Source organism: Duganella sp. GW822-FHT06D06 (genome assembly GCF_058799615.1).
Genome location: NZ_JBXALQ010000002.1, coordinates 127,975 through 142,002, shown reverse-complemented (window position 1 = coordinate 142,002; position 14,028 = coordinate 127,975). Strand labels below are relative to the sequence as shown.

Sequence of the window (14,028 nt, the reverse complement as noted above, 5' to 3'; positions counted from 1 at the left end):
CTTCAGCTCGGCTGTGGGTGAAAAAAAATATGCCGATATTTGAGGATTTCTTCGGAAGTGACGGCGATGCGACACCAACCGGGGACTGGCTTGCTTATTGTTGATGGGATGTTACTGCTTTGCCCGGTTTTCGTTACTTTTGGTGATAAAGCTGGCGGGGCGGTGTTGTATTCGCGGCGGGGGCGTGGGCGGCGAACGCCGCCCACGAAAGGTATGATGACTTAGATCTTGGCGGCGATCAGCTTGCCCAGGATCTCGATGCCGGTGCGGATGCGGTCCGGCGCCACGGTGACGAAGGACAGGCGCAGCGTGTTGGTCTCCGGCTCGTTGGCGTAGAACGGCGAGCCCGGCACGAAGGCGACCTTCTGGGCGATCGCTTCGTCCAGCAGCTTCATGGCGTCGATGTGCTTGGGCAGCGTGACCCAGACGAACATGCCGCCTTCCGGCTTGGTCCATTCGACGCCGGCCGGGAAGTGCTGGGCCATGGCGTCCAGCATGACCTGGCACTGGTCGCCGTACAGGGTGCGGATTTTCGGGATGTGGCGCTCCAGGAAGCCGTCCTTGATCACTTCGTGCACGACCATCTGGGTCAGCTGCGAGGTGTGCAGGTCGGCGGCCTGCTTGGCCAGCTCCAGGCGGCGCACCAGCGGCAGCGGGGCGACCACGTAGCCCAGGCGGATGCCGGGGGTCAGCACCTTGGAGAAGGAGCCCATGTAGATCACGCCGTCCGGGTTCATCGCCACCATCTTCGGCAGCGGGTCGCCCTTGTAGCTCAGGGCGCCGTACGGGTCGTCCTCGATCAGCGGCAGGCCGAGGCGGGCGCAGGTTTCCACCAGCTCCAGGCGGCGCTCGACGGACAGGGTGCGGCCGGTCGGGTTCTGGAAGTTCGGCAGCGCGTACAGCAGGCGCGCGCCCTGGGCGACGGCGTCCAGCGACGACGGCACCAGGCCGTGTTCGTCGGTGGCGACCGATTTGAATTCAGGACGGTAGACCGAGAACGCCTGCAGCGCGCCCAGGTAGGACGGCGTTTCGACCAGCACGCGGCTGCCTTCGTCGATCAGCACTTTGCCCAGCAGGTCCAGCGCTTGCTGGGAGCCGGAGGTCATCAGCACCTGTTCCGGCACGATTTTCGCGCCGTTGGTCGACAGCGAGTCGGCGATCCACTGGCGCAGCGGCAGGTAGCCGTCGGTCGGGCCGTATTGCAGCGCGACCTTGCCGTTTTCGCTCAACACCTTGTCGAAGGCGGTTTTCATTTCGTCGATCGGGAAGGTCAGCGGCGACGGCAGGCCGCCGGCGAAGGAGATGATCTCCGGCTGCTGGGTGATCTTCAGGATCTCGCGGATGAACGACGATTGCAGCTGGTCGGCGCGTTCGGAGAAGCGCCACTGGATCGGATTGGGGTTTTCGATTTTCATACATGTCTCACTAGAGGATGCCGGCGCTGCCGGCTATTCAACAAGCCCGCTTGTGGCGTGCTCTTATAAAAGGAACGACCTCGGATAAGAGGCCGCCCGCTTACGCGACTTCCGCGATCAGTTCGATTTCGACGCAGGCGCCAAGCGGGATTTGTGCGACACCAAAGGCCGAGCGGGCGTGCTTGCCGGCTTCGCCGAAGACTTCGCCCAGCAGCTCGGAGGCGCCGTTGGTGACCAGGTGTTGTTCGGTGTAGTCGGCCGTGGAGTTCACCAGGCTCATGACCTTGACGATGCGCTTGACGCGGGTCAGGTCGCCGCCGACGGCCGCTTGCAGCGTGCCCATCAGGTCGACGGCGATGGCGCGCGCGGCGGCCTTGCCTTCGGCGGTCTCGATATTCTTGCCCAGCTGGCCGGCCCACACGCTGCCGTCGGCGCGCCGGGCGATATGACCCGACAGGAACACCAGGTTGCCGGTTTGGGCGTACATGACGTAGGCGGCGGCCGGGGTGGCGGGTGCGGCCAGGGTGATCTCGAGCGCTTTCAGTTTTTCGTAGACAGACATGTGATTATCCAAAAAGTAAGGGGTGTTCGGGGTGCTGCTGCATAGCCAAGACCGATATTGTACGTCAGCGGCAGGGCGTGCCCGCAAACGCGGCAAAATCAAGATAGTCTACGGTTTTAGCCCCGTTTTACCTGCATTTTGCGGCCGGCACCCACCACGGCGATGACGGCAATTGCAAAAACGATAGTGGGCCATTCCAGCGCCTCGCCCAAAACCATGGCCGCGCCGAGCAGCGTCAGGAAGGGCTGGACCAGCTGCACCTGGCCGACCCGGGCCACGCCGCCCAGCGCCATGCCGCGGTACCAGAAGAAGAAGCCGATGAACATCGAGAACACCGAGACGTAGGCGAAGCCGGTCCAGGCGGCGGCGCCGGCGGCGGCCAGTTGCGGGCCTTCCCGCCAGCACAGCCAGCCCACCAGCGGCAGCAGCAGCGGCGCCGACAGCAGCAACGCCCAGCAGATGGTCTGCTGGCCGCCCAGCGTTTGCGACAGGCGGCCGCCGGCGGCGTAGCCCATGGCGGCCAGCAGCACGGCCAGGAAGATCGCCAGGTCGGCCAGCTGCAGGCTGCCGCCGCTCTGGCCCAGCGCAAAGCCGACCACCAGCGCCGAGCCTATGCTGGCCATGATCCAGAAGCCGGCCGACGGCTTTTCGCCGGCCAGCAGGGCGCCGAAGACGGCGGTGGCCAGCGGCAGGATGCCGACCAGCACGGCGCCGTGGGCGGCCGGCAGGCTGCGCATGGCGATCGAGGTCAGCCACGGGAAGCCGATGATGCAGCCGACGGCCACCATCGCCAGCGGCAGCAGGGCGGAGCGCGGCGGCAGCGGCGCGCGCTTCCAGGCCAGCCAGCCGCCGGCCAGCACCGCGGCCACCAGCGCGCGGCCGAGGGCGACGAAGGTGGGGGACAGGCCCGCACTGAGGCCGGCGCCCGCCGGGCCGCCGCCGCCGACCGCCAGCCGGGTGAACGGCAGGGTCAGGCTGAAGATGGCGACCGCGACCAGGCCGAGCAACATGCCGGTGGTTTCGTCGCTCAGCCCCGGGCGGGTGGCGATGATGGCGGCGGCGGGCGGCGGGGCGCTGTGGGTCATGCGGGTCTCCGTGGCGTTATCAATATGGTTATAAGCGGTATGGATGTATGCTACGTGACAAAACCAGTACAGTGCCAGTACACTTGTGCACATAATTTCTCATACTGTGACGGTAAAATGACCAATACACGCGCGCGCACTTCACTTTTGGGCGCCGCCGCGTCGGCTGCGGCGGAGGCGGTGGCCGATGCGCTGGCGGCGGCCGACGCCCGCGCCGCGGCCAATCCGGCTGCGCCGGCCGGACGTGGCGGACGGGCGGCGGCGGGCAAGGCGGAGAAGACGCCGTCATCCGGGATGGTGCTGGGACTGCTGTCGCGCGAGTCGGGCGAGACGCTGATCGACCAGATCGTGCGCTCGGTGACGGCGCGCATCGACGACCGCCTGCTGCGCGGCGGCGCCCGCATGCCGTCGATCCGCGCGTTCGCGGCGGCGCACGCGGTGTCGGCGTTCACGGTGGTGGCGTCGTACGACAAGCTGGTGGCGTCGGGCTACCTGGAGTCGCGCCGCGGCGCCGGCTTCTTCGTGCGCGAGCCGGCGGCGATGGAGCTGAACCTGGCGCAGCGGCGGCCGGGCGGCCGGCGGCGCGCGGCGGAGGCGGAGCGCGAACGCGAGCGCCAGCACATCGGCGCCAAGCCGATCGACGTGGTCTGGCTGGTGCGGAACATGTTCCGCCAGATGCCGTACGGGCAAATGCCGGGCACCGGCGTGCTGCCGCCCGACTGGCTGGACGGCGCGGCCATCGCCAATGCGCTGCGCGCGGTCAGCCGGCAGCATCCCAACCTGCTGGTCAGCTACGGCGTGCCGCAGGGCTTTTTGCCGCTGCGCCAGCAGTTGCAGCTGAAGTTCGCCGAGCTGGAGATCGCCGCCGCGCCGGAGCAGATCGTCACCACCGCCGGCGTGACGCAGGCGCTGGACCTGGTGGCGCGCGAGTTCACGCGGCCGGGCGACACCATCTTCGTCGACGATCCGGCCTGGTTCCTGATGTTCGGCTCGTTCGCGGCGCTGGGCGCCAAGGTGGTCGGCATTCCGCGCCTGGCCGACGGCCCGGACATCGCGCAGCTGGCGGAGCTGGCGGCGCTGCACCAGCCCAAGCTGTACATCATCAATTCGGTGCTGCACAACCCGAGTTCGACCTCGCTGTCGGCGGCCAAGGCCTTCCAGGTGCTGCGGCTGGCGGAGGAGCACGATTTTCTCATCGTCGAGGACGACATCTATTGCGACCTGCATCCGGGCAGCGCGGTGCAGCCGGCCACGCGGCTGGCGGCGCTGGACCAGCTGCACAGGGTGATCTACCTGGGCGGCTTTTCCAAGACGATGGCGGCCAATCTGCGGGTGGGCTATATCGCGGCGTCGCCGGAACGGGCCGAGCGCCTGGCCGACCGCAAGATGCTGACCATGCTCACCACCAGCGACATCGGCGAGCGGGTGGTGTACAAGGTGCTGTCGGAGGGCCTGTTCCGCAAGCATACGGACCGGGTGCGCGCGCGGCTGGACGGGATCCGCGCCAAGACCATCCGCCAGATGGAGCGGGTCGGGCTGAAGGTGGATGTGGCGTCGCCGGCCGGGATGTTCGTGTGGGCCGACGCCGGCTGCGACACCAATGTGCTGACCGAAAAGGCGATGGCGCACAACCTGCTGCTGGCGCCGGGCAGCCTGTTCTCACCCAAGCAGCTGCCGTCGACCCGCATGCGGCTGAACGTGGCGGCGATGCAGGAGCCGGCCGTGTGGCGCTTCCTCGAAAGAGAATTGGGCCGCTCTTGAAAACTCTCCTATAATCCCCACTTTCGTCAAACCTTTGCGTTTTTAATCACATTCACCACAAGACTATTGAGGCTCTCAAGATGGCAGATCAAGACAAGCAAACCCTGGGTTTTCAGGCCGAAGTGAAACAGCTGTTGCAGCTGATGATACACTCGCTGTACTCGAACAAAGAGATTTTCCTGCGCGAGCTGATCTCGAACGCGTCCGACGCGTCCGACAAGCTGCGCTTCGAGGCGATCAACAACGACGCCCTGTACGGCAACGACCATGAACTGAAGATCAAGGTATCGTTCGACAAGGCCGCGCGCACCATCACCATTTCCGACAACGGCATCGGCATGAGCCGGGACGAGGCGATCTCGCACCTGGGCACCATCGCCAAGTCGGGCACCAAGGAATTCTTCGGCAAGCTGTCGGGCGACCAGCAGCAGGACGCGGCCCTGATCGGCCAGTTCGGCGTGGGCTTCTACTCGGGCTTCATCGTCGCCGACAAGATCACCGTTGAAACCCGCCGCGCCGGCGCCGACGCCGCCGAAGGCGTGCGCTGGGAATCGGCCGGCGAGGGCGATTACTCGATCGAGCAGATCGAGAAGACCGGCCGCGGCACCGACATCATCCTGCACCTGCGCGAAGGCGAGGACGAGCTGCTGTCGTCGTGGAAGATCAAGTCCATCATCCGCAAGTACTCCGACCATATCTCGCTGCCTATCGTGATGGCGAAAGAAGAGTGGGACGAGGAGAAGAAGGAAACCGTCGTCAAGGACGAACTGGAAACCATCAACCAGGCCAGCGCGCTGTGGGCCCGCAACAAGTCGGACATCACGCCGGAGCAGTACGAAGAGTTCTACAAGCACGTGTCGCACGACTTCCAGGCGCCGCTGACGCATACGCACAACCGCGTCGAAGGCCGCAGCGAGTACACGCAGCTGCTGTACATCCCGGCCAAGGCGCCGTTCGACCTGTGGGACCGCAACAAGCGCGGCGGCATCAAGCTGTACGTCAAGCGCGTGTTCATCATGGACGACGCCGAGCAGCTGATGCCGGCCTACCTGCGCATGGTGAAAGGCGTGATCGATTCGGCCGACCTGCCGCTGAACGTGTCGCGCGAGATCCTGCAGGAGTCGCGCGATGTGAAGGTGATCCGCGACGGCTCGACCAAGCGCGTGATCGGCATGCTGGAAGAACTGGCGAACGCCGACGAGCAGGAGAAGAAGGACAAGTACGTCACCTTCTGGAAGGAATTCGGCCAGGTGCTGAAAGAGGGCATCGGCGAGGACGCGACCAACAAGGACCGCCTGGCCAAGCTGCTGCGCTTCGCCTCGACCGCCAACGACAACGACGAGCAGAACGTCTCGCTGGAGCAGTACGTGGCGCGCCAGAAGGAAGGCCAGGACAAGATCTACTACGTCACGGCCGATAACTACGTCGCCGCCAAGAACTCGCCGCACCTGGAGATCTTCCGCAAGAAGGGCGTGGAAGTGCTGCTGCTGACCGACCGCGTGGACGAATGGATGCTGTCCTTCCTGACCGAGTTCGAAGGCAAGGAGCTGGTGTCGGTGGCCAAGGGCGGCCTGGATCTGGGCGCGCTGGAAGACGAAGCCGAGAAGAAGGAACACGAAGAGACCGAGACTTCGTACAAGGATTTGGTCGGCAAGATGAAGGAAGCCTTGTCGGACAAGGCCAAGGACGTGCGCGTGACGTTCCGCCTGACCGATTCGCCGGCCTGCCTGGTGGCGGACGAGCATGAGCTGTCGGGCAACCTGCTGCGCATGCTGAAGGCGGCCGGCCAGAGCGCGCCGGAGTCCAAGCCCATCCTGGAGATCAACCCCAACCACCCGCTGGTGAGGCGCCTGAAGTATGAAGAAGCTGGCAGTTCGTTCGGCGACTGGGCCAACATCCTGTTCGACCAGGCCTTGCTGGCCGAGGGCGGTTCGCTGAGCGATCCGGCCACCTTCGTCAAGCGCCTGAACGAGATGCTGCTGAACGGGGCCAGCAAGTAAGGCAAGTTGGTAGGACCGGTCCCGGAAGTTGTGCTATTTTAGGTTTTCACTGGCACACTTCCGGGATGTACATGAAAAAGATCCTTTGGGCGCTGACTGGCGCCCTTGTCGTATCCGCTCCCGCCGTTCCGGCCCAGCTGCCGGCATCGACGCCGGGCGTCGCGGCCGCACCCTTGTATCCCGCCCTGCCCAGCGAGACGCCTGACGAGTTCAAGGCGCCGATCGACGGGCTGGACTACGTCAAGCGCAGTGTGATGGTGCCGATGCGCGACGGTGTCAGGCTCAATACCGTGGTCATCGTGCCGCGCAAGGCGCGCAACGCCCCCATCCTGCTGACGCGCACGCCCTACAGCGCGGCCGAGCTGACCAGCCACAACGAGAGCTCGCAGATGGAGTCCATGCTGCAGGGCTATGACAATGCGGCCGACGTCATCGCCGCGGGCGGCTACATCCGCGTGGTGCAGGATGTGCGCGGCAAATACGGCTCCGAGGGCGATTACGTGATGAACCGGCCGCTGAGCGGCAGCGCGCTCAATCCGACCCCGGTCGACCACGCCACCGACACCTGGGACACCATCGAGTGGCTGGTCAAGAATATTCCCGAGACCAATGGCAAGGTCGGCATCATCGGCATTTCCTACGACGGTTTCCTGCCGCTGATGGCGCTGGTCAACCCGCATCCGGCGCTGAAGGTGGCGGTGCCGATGAACCCGATGGTGGACGGCTGGCGCGGCGACGACTGGTTCCACCACGGCGGGTTCCGGCAGATCAACCTGTCGTATGTGCTGGAGCAGGTGGTCACGCGGCGCAACGAGGCCAAGTGGTACAGCAGCCATTTCGACGACTACGATACCTTCCTGCGCGCCGGTTCGGCGGGTGCGCTGGCGCGCCGGCGTGGCCTGGAGCAGAGCGGCTTCTGGCGCAAGATCGTCGCCCATCCGAGCTATGACGCGTTCTGGAGCGCGCAGGCGATGGACCAGATCCTGGCGCGCCAGCCGGTGACGGTGCCGACCTTGCTGGTGCACAGCCTGTGGGACGCCGAGGATATCTATGGCGCCATCGCGGTGTACAAGGCGATCAAGCCGCAGGACAAGGACAACAAGGTGTTCCTGGTGCTGGGGCCGTGGAATCACGGCGGCGCCATCGGCGACGGCAGCCGGCTGGGCGCGCTGCGCTTCAACAGCGACACGGCGCTGCACTTCCGGCAAGAGATATTGCGGCCTTTCCTGGACCGCAATCTGAAGGACGACGCGCCGGCGGCGCAGATCGCGCCGGTGTCGGCGTTCGAGACCGGCACCAATAAATGGCGTTCGCTCAACAGCTGGCCTAGTGGTTGCGTCAGCGGCTGCGCGATCGCGCCGGCCACGTTGAAGCTGGCGGCCAATGCCCGGCTGAACTTGACCAACGAGGCGTCGCGGCCGGCCTCCGCGCCGGCGCAACGCAGCGCGTTCGATGAATATGTGTCCGATCCGGGCAAGCCGGTGCCGTTCCGCGCGCGGCCGATCGCGCCGTATGGTTATGACGAGGCCAAGGGCCAGAGCTGGCCGCGCTGGCTGGTGGACGACCAGCGCGAGGCGTCCGGCCGCACCGATGTGCTGAGCTACACGAGCGACGTGCTGACGGCGCCGGTGAAGATCAGCGGCGAACCGGTGGCGCACCTGCTGGCCTCGACCAGCGGCAGCGATGCCGACTGGGTCGTCAAGCTGATCGACGTCTATCCGGACCAGGTGGCGGCGCAACCGGAGATGGGCGGCTACCAGTTGATGGTGTCGGCCGATATCTTCCGTGGCCGCTACCGCGAGAGCCTGGCGACGGCCAGGCCGATCGCCGCCAACACGGCCTTGCCCTATACCTTCGCCATGCCGACCGCCAACCACGTGTTCCTGCCGGGCCACCGCATCATGGTGCAGGTGCAGTCCAGCTGGTTCCCGCTGTATGACCGCAACCCGCAGACCTTTGTGCCGAATATCTTCTACGCCCAGCCGTCCGACTACAAGAAAGCGACCCAGCGGGTCTACCACGACAGCTATATCGAGTTGCCGCTGGTCGGCGCGACGCGCTAGTCAGCGCTGGCGGCGGCGCCGCGCCATCAGCAGCGCGACCGGCACGCCCAGGCCCAGCATGCCGAACATGGCCGGTTCGGGCACCGGCGGGGCCGTGCCCGTCAGGAAGCCGCGTATTTCGCCGCCGGGGTAGAGGCTGCTGTGGATGTTGAGATAGGCCTCGCCGCTGGCCAGGCCGGCGGCGAACGCCGATTCGGCGCCGGCCGTGGTGCCGCCGTGGCTGCTGATGAAGCTGGGGTTCCAGCTGGCCATCAGCGAGGTGTCGTAGGTGTTGGCATAGGCGCCGCTGGTCACGCCCAGCGGGAAGCCGTCCAGGGTCGGCGTTTCGGTGGCGATGCCGGCGGTGCCGGCGCCCGGCGTGGCGGTGCAGCAGTGGATGTGCGAGGCGGTGGTGGGGCCGAGCAGGCCGCCGAAGGCGACGCTCACTTCAAGAATGTGGCTGGTGGCGTCGAACTTGACGAACGCCGCGCCCATGCCGGTGGAGCTGTTGGGCGGTGCTTCCTTCGGGCCGGTGAGGATGGCCGTGTAGCCGGCGGCACTGGCCGTCAAGGCTGTGAGCAGCAGGCCTGCGGCCGCCGCGCAGTTGCGGATACGCTGGTTCATTTTTGTTCCCTCCATGGTGCGTGATGCAATGGTTAGAGGGGGAGACCTGCGCAGAAGTTCAGCAGCATTTGTTCGCCTTCGGGCCAGCGGCCGTAGCCGGCGTCGCCGTTGATGTGGCCGGCGTTGCCGATCTCGACGTAGTCGCTGCCCCAGGCTTGCGCGAACTGGCGGGCGCGCTGCGGGCTGACGTACTGGTCGTCGCTGCTGGCGATCACCAGGCTGGGGAAGGGCAGGCGCTCCAGCAGCATGGGCTGGAAGCCGGTGGTGCAGTCGGGATAGCCGGGGGCGTCGGTGTCACTGGGGGCGACCAGGAAGGCGCCGGCGATCTTCAGCCGCGAGCCGGAGGCGGCCCAGCGGCCCACCAGCGAGCAGCTCAGGCTGTGCGCGGCCAGCACCGGCGGGCGCTTGCACTGGGCGATGGCGACTTCGAGGTCGGCCACCCAGTCGTCGCGGTCGGGCGTTTCCCAGTCGCGGTGCGGCACGCGGATCCAGCCCGGGTGCTTGCCTTCCCATTGCGTTTGCCAGTGGGCGGGGCCGGAGTTCCACAGGCCGGCCAGGGTCAGTATTTCGTAGTCCATGCGTTTTCCTTGCTGGGTAAGATGGTATTGATCTTAACTCGGCGGGGCGGGCGATTCTTGCCGGCGCTGGCAGTTTGCGCAAGCGTGGACAATCGTCTTCAATCGAATGCGACGTCTTCAAGTCGGAAGCGGAATTTTCTGCGCTCGGGCTCCGTCCAGCCTTGGCCGGGGTCAGTGTTGCGGGGCGGGGGCGGCGCTACGCACGGCGCGCTGGCGACGAGTGGGGCTGGTGGGGCGGCGGGAGCGTTGGCGGCGGCGGGCGCAGGCGCTGCTGCTGCTGCTGCTGCTGCTGCTGCTGCTGCTGCGCGCGCCAGTTCGCGGCGGCGCACGCCGGCCAATTTCCAGTGCTTTTCGCCGGGCATGCGGATGGAGATGTCTTGCCATGCGTTGCGCACGCTGTCGGCGTAGCCGCTGGCGAATTGGTTGGGCGAGATGGCGCGGCCTTTGTACATGAGGTGGTCGCCTTCGACGATGGCGTATTCATGGTCGCCGCGGTAGGCCATGCGCAGCCATGTGCCCTCAGGCAGGAACAGCGTTTTCCATTGGTAGCCGCGCGGTGCGGCGTCTGGTGCGTGGCCCGGTGTCGCGAGCCACTGGCGGATCGCGGCATCTACGGCATCGGCCGGATCGATGCTTGCTCCGGTCTCGCGCAGCCGCTCCATCAGTGCGAATAGGGTGGATGGGGAGACGTTCACACTCATTGTAGCAACCATGCTGTTCTCCTTGCTGAAATCTACTGAGTTTTGCTTGGATCTACTGAGTTAGACAGTAGCAGCCCAAGGAAGTTCAACTCAGTAGGATTCAGTAAAAAATTCAGCAGGTTTGCTAGAAGGAGAGCGGGGGTACACCCATGGTGTGTATTCCCGCGGCAATCTTAAAGGGCGGTGCGCAGGGCGAACAGTTCGGGGAACAGCACCACGTCCAGCATCTTGCGCAGGTAGCTGACGCCGGCCGTGCCGCCGGTGCCGGTCTTGAAGCCGATGATGCGCTCGACCGTGGTGACGTGGCGGAAGCGCCAGAAGCGGAACGCGGTCTCCAGGTCGACCAGCTTCTCGGCCAGTTCGTACAGCGCCCAATGGCGGGACGGATCGCGGTAGACCTCCAGCCAGGCGTTCTGGACGGACTCGTCGGCGGCGGTCGGCAGGGTCCAGTCGGCGTTGAGGCGCTCGGCGGAAACCGGCAGGCCGTTGCGGGCCAGCAGCTTGATCGCTTCGTCGTACACCGACGGTTCGCGCAGCGCCTGGTCCAGCACGGCAAAGGCGTCCGGCGCGGTGGTGTGGACGTTGAGCAGCGCGGCGTTCTTGTTGCCGAGGATGAATTCGATCTCGCGGTACTGGTAGGACTGGAAGCCCGACGACGCGCCCAGGTAAGGGCGGATGGCCGTGTATTCGGGCGGCGTCATGGTCGCCAGCACGTCCCACGCGTGCACCAGCTGGTCCATGATGCGGGCCACGCGGGCCAGCATCTTGAAGGCCGGTGCCAGGTCGTCCGCCTGCAGGTGGGCGCGCACCGCGTGCATTTCGTGCAGCATCAGCTTCATCCACAGTTCGCTGGTCTGGTGCTGGACGATGAACAGCATCTCGTTGTGGTTGGGCGACAGCGGGTGCTGGGCGGTGAGGATCTGCTCCAGGCCCAGATAGTCGCCGTAGCTCATCTTGTTGCTGAAGTCCATTTGCGCGCCGTGCCATTGGGGATCGGCGCCGGCGGGCGTGGCGGCGTGCATCGGGCAGCCGCTGGCGGTGTCTTTGGTATCGCTCATATTATTTATCTCGTTATCAGGTAGCGCGTTCAGGTGACTGCATCGCGCTTGGCGTCGACGTTGTAGTCCTTGCGGTCCAGGATGTCGCGCAGGATTTCCACCGCGTCCCAGACATCGGCAAAGCTGGTATACAGCGGCGTGAAGCCGAAGCGCATGATGGCCGGTTCGCGGTAGTCGCCGATGACGCCGCGCGCGATCAGCGCCGCCATCACCGCATAGCCGTGCGGATGGGTGAAGCTGACCTGGCTGCCGCGGCGGGCATGTTCGCGCGGCGTGACCAGGCCCAGCGGATGGTCGGCGCAGCGCCGCTCGACCAGTTCGATGAACAGGTCGGTCAGGGCCAGCGACTTGGCGCGGACGGCCGCCATCGTGGTCTGGCCGAACACGTCCAGGCCGCATTCGACCATCGCCAGCGAGACCACCGGCTGGGTGCCGCACAGCGCGCGGCCGATGCCGTCGGTGGGGGCGAAGTCGGGCGCCATGGCGAACGGCGCGGCGTGGCCCCACCAGCCCGACAGCGGCTGGCGGAAGCGCGCCTGGTGCCGGCGCGGCACCCAGATGAAGGCCGGCGAGCCGGGGCCGCCGTTCAGGTACTTATAAGTGCAGCCCACGGCCAGGTCGGCGCCGTCGGCGTTGAGGTCGACCGGCAGCGCGCCGGCCGAGTGCGCCAGATCCCAGACCACCAGCGCGCCGGCGGCGTGCGCCAGGGCGCTGGTGGCGCGCATGTCGTGCTGGTAGCCGGTGCGGTAGTTGACGTGGGTGAGCATGACGACGGCGGTGTCGGCGCCGATGGCGGCCGGCAGTTCGTCCACGCTGTCGACCAGCTTGACGGTGTAGCCGCGTTCCAGCCAGCCGCTCAGGCCCTGGGCCATATAGATGTCGGTGGGGAAGTTGGAGCGTTCGGTGACGATCACCCGGCGTCCATGCCGGGCCGGGGCCGGGTCGCTGGCCTGCATGTGCAGCGCGGCGGCCAGCGCCTTGAACAGGTTGACCGAGGTGGTGTCGGTGACCACCACTTCGCCGTCGGCGCCGCCGATCAGCGGGGCCAGGCGGTTGCCGAGGCGCTTGGGCAGGTCGAACCAGCCGGCGCTGTTCCAGCTGCGGATCAGATCATGGCCCCATTCCTGGGCGATCACCTGCTGGGCGCGGGCCAGCGCGGCCTTGGGGCGGGCGCCCAAAGAGTTGCCGTCCAGATAAATCACATTGGCGGGCAGGTCGAACTGGTCGCGCAGGGCGGCGAGCGGATCGTGCGCGTCGCGGCCCAGGCAGTCGTTGCGAGTTGTCATTATGTAACTTTCTTGCGGGGTGGTGGAATGCTTTAAGCTTCAATAAGTTGCCAGTGTAACCTGAAAAACCCCGGGCAGGACCCCTTGCACGGTCTGCTCTCCCGCCGCAAACCCGCATGGATGCTGGCTTGGCGACTTTTTTTCAATTATTTTCGATTTTTTTCAAAAAAACCCTAAAGTTCCCCAAAACGCTGCCGTTACCAGTTTCATGATGAGCGGAAAAGCGCCGTCAGGTAGCAAGATGAAGGCGAAAATAATTCAAATTATTTTCACCGGAACCCTAAAGTTCCTGGAATTGCTGCCGTAACCGGGTTAGATGTAGCAAAAAAGAGTCGCTGAACTGCACTATTTTTCGTTTCATGACAGGACTTTTTTGAAGATCTTGGACCTTAAGAAGCCCGCGCCGCAAGGGCGTGGATGAGCGATCCGCGAGTGTTTGTCAGACAAACACCGACGGGTCGTGTCCGCTATTTCCGGACGGAAAATACGGAGTACATCCTCTACTCGTATTTTTGTTGCTCCCGCAGAATGTATCTCACTGGAAACGCAAATGTGTTCCGCAGTGCAGATAACGGACTAGGAGATGGAAATGACCGCTAACGATATGATGGCTGAAATTCGCGACGCCAACCTGAGCTACCTGATGTTGGCCCAGCAGATGATACGCGCCGACAAAGTCACCGCGATCTTCCGCCTTGGCATCGCCGCCGACATCGCCGACCTGATCGAAGGCATGAGCAACGCGCAAATCCTGAAACTGGCGGGCGGCAACATGATGCTGGCCCGCTTCCGCTTCGACGACGGCGCCATCCTGTCGATGCTGACCAACTACAATAAAGACCGCGTGCTGGCCCAGTCGCACGCCGCCATCCTGATGGCCGGCCAGGCCGTCGAAGAAATCGCCTGACCACCCAGC

Annotated in this window: 12 protein-coding genes; 4 read left to right on the top strand and 8 right to left on the bottom strand. The window is 65.3% G+C overall.

Annotated elements, in window-relative coordinates; translation table 11 throughout:
• Positions 1-221: 221 nt before the first annotated feature.
• The 3 genes from AC1RMD_RS03855 to AC1RMD_RS03845 form a co-directional block, all read right to left on the bottom strand.
• Positions 222-1,415, bottom strand: a complete 1,194-nt coding sequence (locus AC1RMD_RS03855) for an aminotransferase-like domain-containing protein (RefSeq protein ID WP_492923810.1) — start codon at positions 1,413-1,415, stop codon at positions 222-224.
• Between the two features lie 100 nt (positions 1,416-1,515).
• Positions 1,516-1,977, bottom strand: coding sequence for a RidA family protein (locus tag AC1RMD_RS03850; protein ID WP_492923808.1), 462 nt, complete (start codon positions 1,975-1,977; stop codon positions 1,516-1,518).
• A gap of 116 nt (positions 1,978-2,093) precedes the next feature.
• Positions 2,094-3,062 carry a DMT family transporter gene (locus AC1RMD_RS03845; RefSeq protein WP_492923806.1) on the bottom strand — a complete coding sequence of 323 codons (969 nt, stop codon included), beginning with the start codon at positions 3,060-3,062 and terminating at the stop codon, positions 2,094-2,096.
• 117 nt (positions 3,063-3,179) lie between these two features.
• Between AC1RMD_RS03845 and AC1RMD_RS03840 the strand changes: the two genes are divergently transcribed.
• The 3 genes from AC1RMD_RS03840 to AC1RMD_RS03830 all read left to right on the top strand — a co-directional run bounded on the left by AC1RMD_RS03840 (position 3,180) and on the right by AC1RMD_RS03830 (position 8,886).
• Positions 3,180-4,823, top strand: coding sequence for an aminotransferase-like domain-containing protein (locus tag AC1RMD_RS03840; protein ID WP_492923804.1), 1,644 nt, complete (start codon positions 3,180-3,182; stop codon positions 4,821-4,823).
• Positions 4,824-4,903: 80 nt separating this feature from the next.
• Positions 4,904-6,823 carry a molecular chaperone HtpG gene (gene htpG, locus AC1RMD_RS03835; RefSeq protein WP_492923802.1) on the top strand — a complete coding sequence of 640 codons (1,920 nt, stop codon included), beginning with the start codon at positions 4,904-4,906 and terminating at the stop codon, positions 6,821-6,823.
• 71 nt (positions 6,824-6,894) lie between these two features.
• On the top strand, positions 6,895-8,886 hold the full coding sequence (locus AC1RMD_RS03830) for a CocE/NonD family hydrolase (protein WP_492923800.1): 1,992 nt from the start codon (positions 6,895-6,897) through the stop codon (positions 8,884-8,886).
• Here AC1RMD_RS03830 and AC1RMD_RS03825 read toward each other — a convergent pair whose 3' ends face one another.
• The 5 genes from AC1RMD_RS03825 to kynU all read right to left on the bottom strand — a co-directional run bounded on the left by AC1RMD_RS03825 (position 8,887) and on the right by kynU (position 13,112).
• A complete protein-coding gene (locus AC1RMD_RS03825) occupies positions 8,887-9,489 on the bottom strand; it encodes a CHRD domain-containing protein (RefSeq protein WP_492923798.1) in 603 nt (200 codons plus the stop codon).
• Between the two features lie 32 nt (positions 9,490-9,521).
• A complete protein-coding gene (locus tag AC1RMD_RS03820) occupies positions 9,522-10,067 on the bottom strand; it encodes an RBBP9/YdeN family alpha/beta hydrolase (RefSeq protein ID WP_492923796.1) in 546 nt (181 codons plus the stop codon).
• Between the two features lie 98 nt (positions 10,068-10,165).
• A complete protein-coding gene (locus tag AC1RMD_RS03815) occupies positions 10,166-10,780 on the bottom strand; it encodes a hypothetical protein (protein ID WP_492923794.1) in 615 nt (204 codons plus the stop codon).
• Positions 10,781-10,941: 161 nt separating this feature from the next.
• The gene (gene kynA / locus AC1RMD_RS03810; protein ID WP_492923792.1) at positions 10,942-11,826 is read right to left on the bottom strand and encodes a tryptophan 2,3-dioxygenase; all 885 of its coding nucleotides are present in this window, start codon (positions 11,824-11,826) and stop codon (positions 10,942-10,944) included.
• 29 nt (positions 11,827-11,855) lie between these two features.
• A complete protein-coding gene (gene kynU / locus AC1RMD_RS03805; protein WP_492923790.1) occupies positions 11,856-13,112 on the bottom strand; it encodes a kynureninase in 1,257 nt (418 codons plus the stop codon).
• A 589-nt stretch (positions 13,113-13,701) separates the two neighbouring features.
• Between kynU and flhD the strand changes: the two genes are divergently transcribed.
• A complete protein-coding gene (gene flhD / locus AC1RMD_RS03800; RefSeq protein WP_492923788.1) occupies positions 13,702-14,019 on the top strand; it encodes a flagellar transcriptional regulator FlhD in 318 nt (105 codons plus the stop codon).
• Positions 14,020-14,028 lie beyond the last annotated feature (9 nt).